The organism is Pseudomonas sp. MBLB4136 (genome assembly GCF_051904765.1).
GTDB lineage: Bacteria > Pseudomonadota > Gammaproteobacteria > Pseudomonadales > Pseudomonadaceae > Aquipseudomonas.
The window spans coordinates 3,631,459-3,644,516 of the sequence record NZ_CP196713.1; the positions used below are offsets into that span (position 1 = coordinate 3,631,459).

Consider the following 13,058-nt stretch of genomic DNA (forward strand, 5'->3'; position numbering starts at 1 on the left):
ACACCGCACCTGACCTGAGTAGGAGATAGACCATGGCTTTCGAATTGCCGCCGCTGCCGTATGAGAAGAACGCCCTCGAGCCGCACATTTCGGCAGAGACGCTGGAATTCCACCACGGCAAGCACCACAACACCTACGTGGTAAACCTGAACAACCTGGTGCCGGGCACCGAGTTCGAGGGCAAGTCCCTGGAAGAGATCGTCAAGACCTCCTCGGGCGGCATCTTCAACAACGCCGCGCAGGTCTGGAACCACACCTTCTACTGGAACTGCATGAGCCCGAACGGCGGTGGTCAGCCGACTGGCGCCCTGGCCGACGCGATCAACGCAGCCTTCGGTTCCTTCGACAAGTTCAAGGAAGAGTTCAGCAAGGTTTCCATCGGCACCTTCGGCTCCGGCTGGGGCTGGCTGGTGAAGAAGGCCGACGGCTCCCTGGCCCTGGCCAGCACCATCGGCGCCGGCTGCCCGCTGACCAGCGGCGACACCCCGCTGCTGACCTGCGACGTGTGGGAGCACGCCTACTACATCGACTACCGCAACCTGCGTCCGAAGTACGTCGAGGCGTTCTGGAACCTGGTCAACTGGGACTTCGTAGCCAAGAACTACGCCGCCTAAGACCTCGCGTCCACGCACCAGAAACCCGGCCTATGCCGGGTTTCTTGCATTCTGGAGCCCGCCCCAGGCGCGACCGCAGAGCGCCTCGGCGACCTGAGCGGCGCGCCACTCATCCACCCGCCCCACATGGCTGACGGCTCGCCCGAGCCGCGCCTGGCTCCTACCGCACAATGTTGCCGAATCGTGATGACGCCTGGACGCGGATATGGCACCGTTGGCGCTCAAGTCCCTATTGCTGCGTGCCGACACAGTTCAAGTGGGCATGCACCAGGCCTGGCGCCGCAACTCGAGGCCAGGGCCCTTTGACGGCCCCCGAGAGTTTGCCAATACTCACACCGGTCTGACGCCTCTGGCATCGCACAAGGAATCGCCATTTGAAGTTGGAACTCCAGAACAGCCTGTCATTGAAGCTGCTACGCGTCGTGCTGCTCTCGGCCCTGGCCGTCGGTGTGGTGCTGAGCTGTGGGCAGATCGTCTTCGATGCGTACAAGACCAGACAAGCTGTCAACGACGATGCCCAGCGCATTCTCGGGATGTTCCGCGACCCCTCCACCCAGGCGGTCTACAGCCTGGATCGCGAGATGGGCATGCAGGTCATCGAGGGCCTGTTCCAGCACGAGTCGGTGCGCGTGGCCTCCATCGGCCACCCCGAGGAGCCGATGCTCGCGGAAAAGGCCCGCGCGGCGCTGCAGCTGCCGACACGCTGGCTGACCGACCCGATACTCGACAAGGAGCAGAGCTATTCCACCCGCCTGGTCGGCCGCGGCCCCTACAGCGAATACTACGGTGACCTGAACATCACCCTCGATACCGCGGTCTACGGCCAGAACTTCGTCACCAGCTCGGTGGTGATCTTCATCTCTGGCGTGCTGCGCGCCCTGGCCATGGCCCTGGTGCTGTACCTGGTCTATCACCTGCTGCTGACCAAGCCGCTGGCGAAGATCATCGACCACCTCAGTCGCATCAACCCGGACCGGCCGAGCGAGCACAAGCTGCCCATGCTCGATGGCAACGAGAAGAACGAGCTGGGCCTGTGGATCAACACCGCCAACCAGCTGCTCGCCTCCATCGAGCGCAACACCCACCTGCGTCGCGAGGCGGAAAGCAGCCTGCAGCGCATGGCCCAGCAGGACTTCCTCACCGGCCTGCCCAACCGCCAACAGCTGCAGCAGCTGCTCGACCAGATCCTCGAGGACGCCGGCCGTCGCCAGCGTCGCGTCGCCGTGCTGTGCGTCGGCCTGGACGACTTCAAGGGCATCAACGAGCAGTTCAGCTACCAGACCGGCGACCAGCTGCTGCTTGCCCTGGCCGACCGCCTGCGCAGCCACAGCGGCCGAGTCGGGGCCCTGGCCCGCCTGGGCGGCGACCAGTTCGCCCTGGTCCAGGCCGATATCGAACAGCCCTACGAGGCGGCCGAGCTGGCGCAAAGCGTGCTGGACGACCTGGAGGCCCCGTTCACCTTCGATGAGCAGGAAGTGCGCCTGCGCGCCACCATCGGCATCACCCTGTTCCCCGAGGACGGCGACAGCACCGAGAAGCTGCTGCAGAAGGCCGAGCAGACCATGACCCTGGCCAAGAGCCGCTCGCGCAACCGCTACCAGTTCTATATCGCCAGTGTCGACAGCGAAATGCGCCGACGCCGCGAACTGGAAAAGGACCTGCGCGAGGCCTTGTCCCAGCAGCAATTCGAACTGGTCTATCAGCCCCAGGTGGACTACCGCGACCACCGGGTGGTGGGTGTCGAGGCCCTGTTGCGCTGGCAGCATCCACAGCACGGGCTGATCCCGCCGGACCTGTTCATCCCCCTGGCGGAGCAGAACGGCACCATCGTGCCGATCGGCGAATGGGTGCTCGACCAGGCCTGCCGCCAGCTGCGCGAGTGGCATGACCAGGGCTTCGACGAGCTGCGCATGGCGGTCAACCTGTCCACCGTGCAGCTGCACCATGCCGAACTGCCGCGGGTGGTCAACAACCTGATGCAAGTCTATCGCCTGCCCTCGCGCAGCCTCGAGCTGGAGGTCACCGAGACCGGCCTGATGGAAGACATCACCACCGCCGCCCAGCACCTGCTCAGCCTGCGCCGCTCCGGCGCGCTGATCGCCATCGACGACTTCGGGACCGGCTATTCCTCGTTGAGCTACCTCAAGAGCCTGCCACTGGACAAGATGAAGATCGACAAGAGTTTCGTGCAGGACCTGCTCGAAGACGAAGACGATGCCACCATCGTTCGCGCGATCATTCAGCTCGGCACCAGCCTGGGCATGCAGGTGATCGCCGAAGGCGTGGAGACCGTCGAGCAGGAAAACTACATCATCGCCCAGGGCTGTCACGAGGGGCAGGGCTACCTCTACAGTAAGCCGCTGCCGCCGCGTGAGCTGACCCAGTACCTCAAGCAGTCCCGTCGCCTCGCGGCCGCGGCCAATCCCGCCACCCTCTGAACTTCCCCTGGGCCTCGCCGGCGCCGCGGCAGAGCGGCCTGACTAGCAGTCGGGCCAGGCTCGCCGGGCCTAGAGGCCGTTCAGCAGCCAGGCCGTCGCCAATGCCCCCGCCAGGCACAACAACGCGCCCCCGGCCGCATGCCAGTAGAACTGGCGCGCCAGCTCGTCCTCCCCGGCCGTGGAGAGAATGAACGGCTGGGCCTCACCCGGCTTGCCCATATGGTGCTGGGCCGGCCGCTGGCTGTGCTGGCGATGGCGATCCTCGGCCTCCAGCTGGGCGGCCAGGCGCACCCGATGCCACTCCTGCTCGTCCAGCTGACCATTGCGGTCGCTGTCGAAGCGCTGCAGCAGGCCGGCGAAGTCGCCCTTCCATTCACGAATCACCGCCCCCTGCGCCTCACTCAGGTCCAGGCCCTGACGGCCGCCGCCGCTGCTACGGAACTCGCCGATGGCGTACAGCGGCTGACCGCCGTGCAGGCGCTCCTCGGTGTAGCGGTAGCTCTTGCCGCTGTCCAGCCAGGCCGTCCAGCCGCCCTTCGCCGGCCCCCGCGGGTGACGCAGATTGCCGCGCCAGACCTCGCGGGACGAGGGCCGCACCTCCGCACCGCGCGGGTCGATCAGGCACTGGCCGGTGCCATCATCGAGCAGCAGCCAGCCCTCGCTGCAGCCGCGCTCGACCACCCGCCAGGTGCGCTTATCGCCATCGCCGCAGTATTCCTCGATCCTGAAACGCCACCACAGGCAGGGCTTACCGGTCAGCGGCGCGACGATCGCGGTGTCCGCCTGCTCGCGCAGCACGCCGTAGAACTCGACATAGCCCTGGGCGGCCGAGCGGATCTTCGAGGTCGGGGTGTCCAGCAGGTGCCGCGCCTGGCTCAACCGCCGCAGGCTCCACCAGGCGCCGCCGGCGGTGGCGGCCAGGCTGACGGCCAGGCTGACGGCCAGGCCGATCAGCGACTCATCGAACGGCACGGCTTAGCCGAACAGGGTCTTGAGGTCGACGTCGGCCTTCTCCGCCTCGCTGAACTGCAACAGCTCGGCGCTCTTGAAGGCGAAGAAGCGCGCGATCAGCACGTCGGGGAACTGCTCGATGCGCACGTTGTTCAGGTTGACCGCCTCGTTGTACAGCTCGCGGCGGTCGGCGATGCCGTTCTCCAGGCCGCTGATGCGCTGCTGCAGGTGCTGGAAGCTGTCGTTGGCCTTGAGCTCCGGGTAGTTCTCGGCCAGGGCGAACAACTGGCCCAGGCCGGCACGCAGGCCGCTCTCGGCCTTGCCCAGGGCGCCCACATCGTGCTGTTCACGGGCACTGGCCACGGCGCTGCGGGCGGCGATGACCCGCTCCAGGGTGGTGCGCTCGTGCTGCATGTACTGCTTGCAGGTTTCCACCAGCTTGGGCAGCTCTTCGTGGCGCTGCTTGAGCAATACATCGATATTCGACCAGGCCTTGCCGACCCCATGCTTGAGGCGTACCAGGCCGTTGTAGAGGATCACCGCGTAGGCGGCGACCAGGCCCAGGATGACGAGAAAGGCGACGCTGCTCAGGCTCATGCGGTGTTCTCCATAACGGCTGCAGATGGGATGCGTGGCGGCATTCTAACGGCATCTGCGGCGAAACGCGCAGACCCGGCGCACGGGTTTTCTATCGAGCGGAGGCAATATCCCTTTGCGCTTAATGCAAATCTTTCGCATTATGTTGACGATTTCGCGCACAGCCGCGCACACCGCTCACCTCTTCACCTATAAGGATGTCGTCATGATTCGTATGCCCCTGGCTTCCGCCAGCCTGCTGGCCATCGCCATTTCCCTCGCCGGTTGCGGCGAAGACAAGGCCGCAGCCACGCAAGCTGCCGTTCCCGCCGCCAATGCGGCGGTAGCCAAGGTCAGCGCGATCGACGCAGCTGCCGGCAAGGCCGTGGTCGCGCACTACGCCGACCTGGCCCTGGCCGTGTTCAGCGACGCGGCCAGCACCGGCGAGGCCCTGCAGCACGCCATCGACGCCCTGCTGGCCAACCCGACCGCGGCCACCCTGCAGGCCGCCCGCGATGCCTGGGTGGCCGCCCGCGTGCCCTACATGCAGAGCGAAGTGTTCCGTTTCGGCAATGTCGTGGTCGACGACTGGGAAGGCCAGCTCAACGCCTGGCCCCTGGACGAAGGCCTGATCGACTACGTGGCCGGCGACTATCAGCATGCCCTGGGTAACCCCGGCGCCAGCGCCAATATCATCGCCAACAGCGAGATCCAGGTCGGCGAAGACAAGCTCGATGTCAGCACCATCAGCCCCGCAATGCTGGCCGAGCTGAACGAGCTGGGCGGCTCCGAAGCCAACGTCGCCACCGGCTATCACGCCATCGAATTCCTCCTCTGGGGCCAGGACCTGAACGGCAGCAACCCCGGTGCCGGCGAGCGCCCCGCCACTGATTTCGTGGTCGGCGAGGGCGCCACCGGCGGCCACAACGAGCGCCGTCGCGCCTACCTGAAGGCCGCCGCCGATCTGCTGGTCGCCGACCTGGAGGAGATGGTCGGCCAGTGGCAGCCCGGCGTGGCCGACAACTACCGCGCCAGCCTGGAAGCCGACTCGGCCGAGAACGGCCTGCGCAAGATGCTGTTCGGCATGGGCAGCCTGTCCCTCGGCGAACTGGCCGGCGAGCGCATGAAGGTGGCCCTGGAGGCCAACTCCACCGAGGACGAGCAGGACTGCTTCAGCGACAACACCCACAACTCGCACTTCTACGACGCCAAGGGCATTCGCAACGTCTACCTGGGCGAGTACCGCAAGGTCGACGGCAGCACCCTCAGCGGCCCGAGCCTGTCCTCGCTGCTGGCCCAGGTCGACGCCGAGGCCGACAGCAGCCTGAAGGCCAAGCTGCAGACCACCGAAACCAAGCTGCAGGCCCTGGTCGACAGCGCCGAGCAACACGGCCAGCACTTCGACCAGCTGATTGCCGCCGAGAACAGCGCAGGCCAGCAGATCATCCGCGACGCCATCGCCGCCCTGGTGGCGCAGACCGGCGCCATCGAACAGGCAGCCGGCAAGCTGGGCATCGGCGACCTCAACCCGGACACCGCCGACCACCAGTTCTAAGTGGTCCGGAGGCACCCGGCCGATGCGCTCGCCGAGCGCATCGGCTTTTTTTCGCCCGCACATTTCCTGGACCGACCCGCCACAAGGCCACGCCATGCCATCACGACCGGAACACCTAAGGGGTGCGACCATTCGCCATAACCGCAAACGCAAATCTCTCTTATTTAACTTGCGTCGCACTGTTAAGATGGCCCGCCCGATTCTGCCGTCGCGGATGTGTTCGATGTTTGCCCCGTTGCCCCGCCTGTCTGCCCTGCCCTGGCTGCTGCTCGCCTGCGCCCTGAGCGCCTGCGACCAGTCTCCGCGCTTCACCCGGGCCGAGCCCGGCGAGGCCCTGTCCGGCGGCAGCGCCACGGTGTTCAAGGCCGATCACAATGCCTACTCCCTGCCCTCGGCCAACCTCTCGCCGTCCCGGCGCCTGGACTTCAGCGTCGGCAACAGCTTCTTTCGCAACCCCTGGGTGATCGCCCCCTCGACCACCCTCGCCCGCGACGGCCTGGGCCCGCTGTTCAACACCAACGCCTGCCAGAACTGCCATATCAAGGACGGCCGCGGTCATCCGCCGGCCGCCGACGCCCCGAGCGCCGCCTCGCTGCTGGTGCGCCTGTCGCTGCCGGCCGGCGCCGAGCACGCCGAGGTCATCAAGCGTCTGGGCGTGGTACCCGAGCCGACCTACGGCGCTCAGCTGCAGGACATGGCCAACCCCGGCGTCGCCGCCGAGGGCAAGGTGCGCTTCGACTACAGCCCGCAGACGGTGCGGTTCGCCGATGGCCACGAGGTCGAACTGCGCCGCCCCAGCCTGCAGATCAGCCAGCTCGGCTATGGCCCGCTGCCCCCCGATACGCAGTTCTCCGCCCGCATCGCCCCGCCGATGATCGGTCTCGGCCTGCTCGAAGCCATCCCCGAGGCCGCGTTGCTGGCCAACGCCGACCCCGAGGACGCCGACGGCGACGGCATTTCCGGACGGCCCAACCGGGTCTGGGACGATGTCGCGCAGCGCAGCGTGCTCGGTCGTTTCGGCTGGAAGGCCGGACAGCCCTCGCTCAACCAGCAGAATGCCCATGCCTTCGCCGGCGACATGGGCCTGACCAGCAGCCTGCTGAACAGCGATGACTGCAGTGCACGGCAGCTCGACTGCCGCAGCGCACCCCACGGCGGCGAGCCGGAGGTCAGCGACAGCATCCTCGCCAGCGTGCTGTTCTACAGCCGCAACCTCGGGGTGCCGGCGCGGCGCCAGGTCGACGATCCCCAGGTGCTGGCCGGCAAGGGCCTGTTCCACCAGGCCGGCTGCCAGGCCTGCCACACACCACAGTTCACCACCGCGGCGGCGGCCGCCGAGCCGGAGCTGGCCAACCAGACCATCCGCCCCTACAGCGACCTGCTGCTGCACGACATGGGCGAGGGCCTGGCCGACCATCGCAGCGAGTTTCTCGCTTCCGGCCGCGAGTGGCGCACACCGCCGCTGTGGGGCATCGGCCTGACCGAGACGGTCAACGGCCACACCCAGTTCCTCCATGACGGCCGCGCCCGCAACCTGCTCGAGGCCATTCTCTGGCACGGCGGCGAAGCCGAGGCGGCCAAGCAACACGTCCTCAACTTCACCGCCGAGCAGCGCGCCGCGCTGCTGGCCTTCCTGAACTCGCTGTAAGGAGTCGTCCATGATCCGCTCGCCGTTCACCGTCGCCCTGCTGGGCCTGGCGCTCAGCGCCTGCTCACCCGGCAACCCGCAACAGCAGGTCAGCCGCGCGCTGGCCGACGGCGTGCTGCTGCCAGGCTACAGCAGCTGGGCCGCAGCCGACCGCCAGCTGGCCGCCAGCGCCGAGGCCTTCTGCAGCGGCGAGCAGGACCTGCAACAGGCCCGCCAGGCCTTCCTCGACGCCCAGCGCGCCTGGGCCGGCCTGCAACCGCTGCAGATCGGCCCGCTGGCCGAGGGCAATCGCGCCTGGCAGGTGCAGTTCTGGCCGGACAAGAAGAACCTGGTGGCGCGTCAGGTGGGCGCCCTGCTCAAGCGCAAGCCGCAGCTGACGCCCGCCGACCTGGACAAGTCCAGCGTGGTGGTCCAGGGCCTGACCGCCTATGAGTACCTGCTGTTCGACACCGGCCTCGACCTCGAGGACGCCCAGCAGAAAGCCCGCTACTGCCCGCTGCTCGGCGCCATCGGCCAGCACCAGCAGGCCCTGGCCGCGGACGTGCTGCAGCACTGGCAGGCCGCCGACGGCATGGCCGCGCAGCTGCGCGAGTTCCCCAATGCCCGCTACGCCGATGCCGGCGAAGCCGTGGCCGAACTGCTGCGCACCCAGGTCAACGCCCTCGACGGCCTGAAGAAAAAGCTCGGCACGCCGCTCGGCCGGCAGAGCAAGGGCCAACCGCAGCCCTATCAGGCCGAGGCCTGGCGCAGCGGCGCCAGCCTGGCCAGCCTGGCCGCCAGCCTGAGCAGCGCCGAGCGACTCTGGCAGGGCGCCGACCACGATGGCCTGCGGCAACTGCTCGCCGGCGAGCAGCAGGCCCTCGGCCAGCGTATCGACGCCGCCTACACCGACACCCGCCAGCGTCTCGCCGCCCTGCAGCGCCCGCTCGGCGAGCTGCTCGCCGACAGCGCCGGCCTGGCCGAGCTGAATGCCCTGTACGACAGCCTCAGCGCCCTGCACCGCCTGCACGAGGCCGAGCTGTCCAAGGCCCTGGGCATTCAGCTGGGCTTCAACTCCCACGACGGCGACTGAGGCGCATCGACCATGCAGCGCAGAACCTTCCTCGGCCTCGGCGCCGCCGCCCTGGCCGCCGGCGCCCTCGGCGGCTGGCAGCTGATCGGCAACGGCCATCCACCGCTGCTGCTGTCCGCCCGTGACGATGGCCGAGGCCGCCACTACGCCGTCGGCTATCGTCTGGACGGCAGCCAGGCCTTCGCCACCCCGGTCGCCGAGCGCTGCCACGACGTGGTGCCCCACCCGCACCTGCCCCTGGCCCTGTTCGTCGGCCGTCGGCCGAGCACCCAGAGCTACCTGATCGATACCCGCGACGGCCAGCTGCTGCAGACCCTGGACTCGCCGGCGCAGCGCCACTTCTATGGCCACGCGGTGTTCCACCGCGGCGGAGAATGGCTGTACGCCACCGAGAACGACACCGCCGAACCCGGTCGCGGGGTGATCGGCGCCTACCGCCTGCAGGCTGGGCGCCTGCAACGCAGCGGCGAGCTGTCCAGCCACGGCGTCGGCCCGCACCAGCTGCTGTGGATGCCCGACGGCGAAACCCTGGTGGTGGCCAATGGCGGCATCCGCACCGAGGCCGACAGCCGGGTGGAGATGAATCTCGACGCCATGGAGTCCAGCCTGGTGCTGCTGACCCGAGATGGCCGCCTGCTGAGCAAGGAGCGGCTGCCCGAGCGGCAGAACAGCGTGCGTCACCTGGCGGTGGCCGCCGACGGCACCGTGGTCAGCGGCCAGCAGTACATGGGCGATGCCAGCGACGCGGCGACGCTGCTGGCGATCAAGCGCCCGGGCCAGGCTTTCCAGGCCTTTCCCCTGGGCGAGGCGCAACGCCTGGCGATGACCCAGTACACCGCCAGCCTGGCGATCCACGACGAACTGCGCCTGCTGGCCCTCACCGCGCCACGGGGCAACCGCCTGTTCATCTGGGACCTGGACAGCGCCGAACTGCGCCTGGACACCCCGCTGCCCGACTGCGCCGGGGTCGGCGCGGTGGCCGAGGGTTTCGTGGTCAGCTCCGGGGCCGGTCGCTGCCGCCTGTTCGACTGCCGCACCCCACGCATCGCCAGCCGCCCCCTGCATCTGCCCGCCGGCCTGTGGGACAACCACCTGCGCCTGGCTTAGCTTACCCGGGAACTCCGCAGCAGAGCCGCTCAAGCCTGGCCGCGACCTGCCGATAGCCAGACGCAGTTCCCGCACCTCGCTCTACGTCACATGGATGTCATGTTTCCCCGCTAGCCTGGACGCCGCGGCTACCGACCTCCATCCGCTGACCCGAGACCCCGACCAATGCTCTTGCAACGCTCCCTACGCGCCCGAATCCTCAGCCTGCTCGGCGGCAGCCTGCTGCTGATCCTGCTGATCGCCCTGGCCTGCTTCTCCTTCCTGTCCAGCGGCGTGCAGTCCTACCGGGAGCTGGTCGATGGCACGTTGCAGGCCTCGCGCCTGGTGGACAGCGCCAACGTCGAATTCAAGGTGCAGGTGCAGGAGTGGAAGAACGTCCTGCTGCGCGGCAAGAACCCCGCCGACCTGGACAAGTACTGGGGCCAGTTCCAGGCCCAGGAGAGCCGGGTGCAGGCGACCCTCGGCGAACTGCTGCGCAGCGCCGAGCGGCAGCAGGACCACGCCCTGAAAAGCCAGGTCGAGCGCCTGCGCAGCGAACACCTGAACATGGGCCAGGCCTACCGCCAGGGCCATGCGGCCTTCGTTGCCGCCGGCGCCGATGCGGCGGTCGGCGATGCCGCGGTCAAGGGCATCGACCGCGCCGCCAGCGAACAGATGAGCGCCCTGGTCGAGCAGCTCGGCCAGCGCGGCCAGGCGCAATCGGCGGCCATCAGCAGCGCGGCCGAGCGCACGGTACAGCTCGGCCTGCTGGTGCTGCTGCTGTCGAGCCTGCTGATCGGCCTGTTCAGCCTGTGGCTGATCAACCGCAGCCTGATCAATCCGGTTCGCGACCTGATCGAACATATCGCCCAGCTCAGCCGTGGCAACCTCGGCCAGCGGGTCGACGCCAGCCGCCAGGACGAATTGGGCCGCCTGGCCAGCGCCGCCAACACCCTGCGCGACTTTCTCGCCGAGACCTTCAGTCACCTGCAGCGCAGCAGCGCCAACCTGGACGGTGCCAGCGGCGAACTCAACGCCATCGCCGCGCTGATGGCCGAGGGCTCGCGCGAGCAGTTCTCGCGCACCGACCAGGTCGCCACCGCCATGCACGAGATGTCCGCCACCGCACAGGAAGTGGCCCGCCATGCCGCCGAGGCGGCCCGCGCCGCGGACGATGCCGACCACTCGGCACAGCAGGGCGAGCAGGTGATGCGCGCCACCATCGACACCATCACCGGCATGCGCGGCGAGATCTCCAGCACCGCCGAGGTGATCCGCCGGCTGGAAGCGGACAGCAGCCGCATCGGCAAGGTCCTGGAGGTGATCCGCGGCATCGCCGAACAGACCAACCTGCTGGCCCTCAACGCGGCCATCGAGGCCGCCCGCGCCGGCGAGCAAGGCCGTGGCTTCGCCGTGGTCGCCGACGAAGTGCGCACCCTGGCCCAGCGCACCGCCGAATCCACCGCGGAAATCCACCAGATCATCGAGACGGTGCAGACCGGTGCGCTGAATGCCGTGCGCGCCATCGAGAACGGCCAGAGCCGCAGCGAACAGGGCGTCACCCAGGTCACCGAGGCCGGAGCCATGCTGCAGCGCATCACCGCCGCGGTGGAGGCGATTCGCGACATGAACCGGCAGATCGCCACGGCCGCCGAGGAGCAGACCTCGGTGGCCGAAGACATCTCGCGCAACCTCACCGAGATCACCGCGATCGCCACCACCAACCAGGAAAACGTCCAGCGCACCGAGTCCGCCAGCCAGAATCTGCATGGCCTGGCCGGCCAGCTGGGCGAGGTGACCCAGCGCCTGAGCGCCTGAGTTCGCTCGCGGCGTCGTGCCCCGGCAATTTCCGGCGCCCGGGGCACTTTGACTTGGCCGTGGCATAGGGTCTAAGGTGCCCGCCTAGCCTATTCCCAGGCCCAATCTGCCCTGCCAAGGAACCGGAATATGTTGCTCCGCCGCATGCTCATCATGCTGGGCGTGGTCGCCCTCGTGGTGCTCGCCCTCGCCGCCTACAAAGGCTTCGCCATCTACCAACAGGTGCAGCAGTTCTCCGCACCGCAACCGGCCATCAGCGTGGCCGCCACCACCGCCAGCGAGCAGCCCTGGCAGAGCCGCCTGCCGGCCATCGGCACGCTCAAGGCGTTCCAGGGCGTCGACCTGACCGTCGAGGTCGGCGGCATCGTCCGCGAGCTGCTGTTTCAATCCGGCGAGCGGGTGGTCAAGGGCCAGGCCCTGCTGCAGATGGATGACCAGGTCGAGCGGGCCAACCTGGCCACCGCCGAGGCCGCGCTGGGCCTGGCCAGCGTCGAGTTCGAGCGCGGCCGCAGCCTGGTCAGCCGCTCGAACATCTCCAAGAGCGAGTTCGACCGCCTCTCCGCCGAGCGGCAGCAGGCCAGCGCCAGCGTCGCCCAAGTGCAGGCGCAGCTGGCGAAGAAGCGCATCCTCGCGCCCTTCTCCGGCTCCATCGGCATCCGCCAGGTGGAGGTCGGCGACTACCTGTCGCCCGGCACCAACATCGCCACCCTGCAGGACCTGGCCAAGCTGCACGTCGACTTCTTCCTGCCGGAGCAGGCGGTGCCCAAGCTGGCCCTCGGCGAGCGGGTGCGCCTGAGCGTCGCCGCCTATCCCGACGAGGTGTTCGAGGGCGAGATCGCCGCGATCAACCCCAAGGTCGAGACCACCACGCGCAACGTGCAGGTCCGCGCCACCCTGGACAACCCGGACGGCCGCCTGCTGCCGGGCATGTTCGCCAATCTGGAGGTTTTGCTGCCGGGCGCGGCCACGCAGGTGGTGGTGCCGGAAACCGCGATCACCTACACCCTGTACGGCAATTCGGTGTACGTGATTACCGAGAAGCGCGACGCAGACGGCCAGCCGGAGATGGGCACCCCGGGCCAGCCGCAACTGATGGTAGAGCGGCGCTTCGTCGAGACCGGCGAGCGCCGCGATGGTCGGGTGGTGATCCTCGACGGCCTGCAGGCGGGCGAGCGGGTGGTCACCGCCGGCCAGCTCAAGCTCGATAACGGCGCCCATGTGGCCATCGCCGCCGATCCGGCCGACGCCTCCGCCCCGGCTGGCGCCGGGCAATGATTCGCCACCGGCGCAAAGGAACCTA

10 protein-coding genes and 1 pseudogene are annotated in these 13,058 nt (G+C 68.3%); 9 read left to right on the top strand and 2 right to left on the bottom strand.

All coding sequences use genetic code 11. The annotated features are described in order from the left end of the window. The first annotated feature begins 32 nt into the window (after positions 1-32). Both sodB and ACSX1D_RS16500 read left to right on the top strand, forming a co-directional pair. Positions 33-614 carry a superoxide dismutase [Fe] gene (gene sodB, locus ACSX1D_RS16495; protein WP_439859538.1) on the top strand — a complete coding sequence of 194 codons (582 nt, stop codon included), beginning with the start codon at positions 33-35 and terminating at the stop codon, positions 612-614. 374 nt (positions 615-988) lie between these two features. Beyond that, positions 989-3,052 carry a putative bifunctional diguanylate cyclase/phosphodiesterase gene (locus tag ACSX1D_RS16500; RefSeq protein WP_439859539.1) on the top strand — a complete coding sequence of 688 codons (2,064 nt, stop codon included), beginning with the start codon at positions 989-991 and terminating at the stop codon, positions 3,050-3,052. 69 nt (positions 3,053-3,121) lie between these two features. Here ACSX1D_RS16500 and ACSX1D_RS16505 read toward each other — a convergent pair whose 3' ends face one another. Together ACSX1D_RS16505 and ACSX1D_RS16510 are read right to left on the bottom strand one after the other, a co-directional pair. Continuing rightward, complete coding sequence (locus ACSX1D_RS16505) at positions 3,122-4,024, bottom strand: GIDE domain-containing protein (protein ID WP_439859540.1); 903 nt, start codon at positions 4,022-4,024, stop codon at positions 3,122-3,124. Positions 4,025-4,027: 3 nt separating this feature from the next. Continuing rightward, a complete protein-coding gene (locus ACSX1D_RS16510) occupies positions 4,028-4,600 on the bottom strand; it encodes a LemA family protein (protein ID WP_439859541.1) in 573 nt (190 codons plus the stop codon). A 205-nt stretch (positions 4,601-4,805) separates the two neighbouring features. Between ACSX1D_RS16510 and ACSX1D_RS16515 the strand changes: the two genes are divergently transcribed. The 7 genes and pseudogenes from ACSX1D_RS16515 to ACSX1D_RS16545 all read left to right on the top strand — a co-directional run bounded on the left by ACSX1D_RS16515 (position 4,806) and on the right by ACSX1D_RS16545 (position 13,033). Next, on the top strand, positions 4,806-6,134 hold the full coding sequence (locus ACSX1D_RS16515) for an imelysin family protein (protein WP_439859542.1): 1,329 nt from the start codon (positions 4,806-4,808) through the stop codon (positions 6,132-6,134). A 223-nt stretch (positions 6,135-6,357) separates the two neighbouring features. Next, positions 6,358-7,782, top strand: a complete 1,425-nt coding sequence (locus tag ACSX1D_RS16520; RefSeq protein ID WP_439859543.1) for a di-heme oxidoreductase family protein — start codon at positions 6,358-6,360, stop codon at positions 7,780-7,782. Between the two features lie 10 nt (positions 7,783-7,792). Beyond that, positions 7,793-8,854, top strand: coding sequence for an imelysin family protein (locus ACSX1D_RS16525; protein ID WP_439859544.1), 1,062 nt, complete (start codon positions 7,793-7,795; stop codon positions 8,852-8,854). Between the two features lie 12 nt (positions 8,855-8,866). Further along, positions 8,867-9,961 carry a DUF1513 domain-containing protein gene (locus ACSX1D_RS16530; RefSeq protein ID WP_439859545.1) on the top strand — a complete coding sequence of 365 codons (1,095 nt, stop codon included), beginning with the start codon at positions 8,867-8,869 and terminating at the stop codon, positions 9,959-9,961. Positions 9,962-10,615: 654 nt separating this feature from the next. Beyond that, a pseudogene (locus ACSX1D_RS16535) lies at positions 10,616-10,825 on the top strand (methyl-accepting chemotaxis protein); the annotation flags it as partial. Between the two features lie 228 nt (positions 10,826-11,053). Continuing rightward, the gene (locus ACSX1D_RS16540; protein ID WP_439862350.1) at positions 11,054-11,758 is read left to right on the top strand and encodes a methyl-accepting chemotaxis protein; all 705 of its coding nucleotides are present in this window, start codon (positions 11,054-11,056) and stop codon (positions 11,756-11,758) included. A 129-nt stretch (positions 11,759-11,887) separates the two neighbouring features. Next, entirely contained in the window at positions 11,888-13,033 is a 1,146-nt protein-coding gene (locus tag ACSX1D_RS16545; protein WP_439859546.1) for an efflux RND transporter periplasmic adaptor subunit, read from the top strand. Positions 13,034-13,058: the final 25 nt, after the last annotated feature.

Excerpts from the sequence above, each read along its gene's own strand:
- sodB (WP_439859538.1), top strand. The coding sequence starts at position 33 with ATGGCTTTCGAATTGCCGCCGCTGCCGTATGAGAAGAACGCCCTCGAG.
- ACSX1D_RS16510 (WP_439859541.1), bottom strand. The coding sequence starts at position 4,600 with ATGAGCCTGAGCAGCGTCGCCTTTCTCGTCATCCTGGGCCTGGTCGCC.
- ACSX1D_RS16515 (WP_439859542.1), top strand. The coding sequence starts at position 4,806 with ATGATTCGTATGCCCCTGGCTTCCGCCAGCCTGCTGGCCATCGCCATT.
- ACSX1D_RS16520 (WP_439859543.1), top strand. The coding sequence starts at position 6,358 with ATGTTTGCCCCGTTGCCCCGCCTGTCTGCCCTGCCCTGGCTGCTGCTC.
- ACSX1D_RS16525 (WP_439859544.1), top strand. The coding sequence starts at position 7,793 with ATGATCCGCTCGCCGTTCACCGTCGCCCTGCTGGGCCTGGCGCTCAGC.
- ACSX1D_RS16530 (WP_439859545.1), top strand. The coding sequence starts at position 8,867 with ATGCAGCGCAGAACCTTCCTCGGCCTCGGCGCCGCCGCCCTGGCCGCC.
- ACSX1D_RS16540 (WP_439862350.1), top strand. The coding sequence starts at position 11,054 with ATGTCCGCCACCGCACAGGAAGTGGCCCGCCATGCCGCCGAGGCGGCC.
- ACSX1D_RS16545 (WP_439859546.1), top strand. The coding sequence starts at position 11,888 with ATGTTGCTCCGCCGCATGCTCATCATGCTGGGCGTGGTCGCCCTCGTG.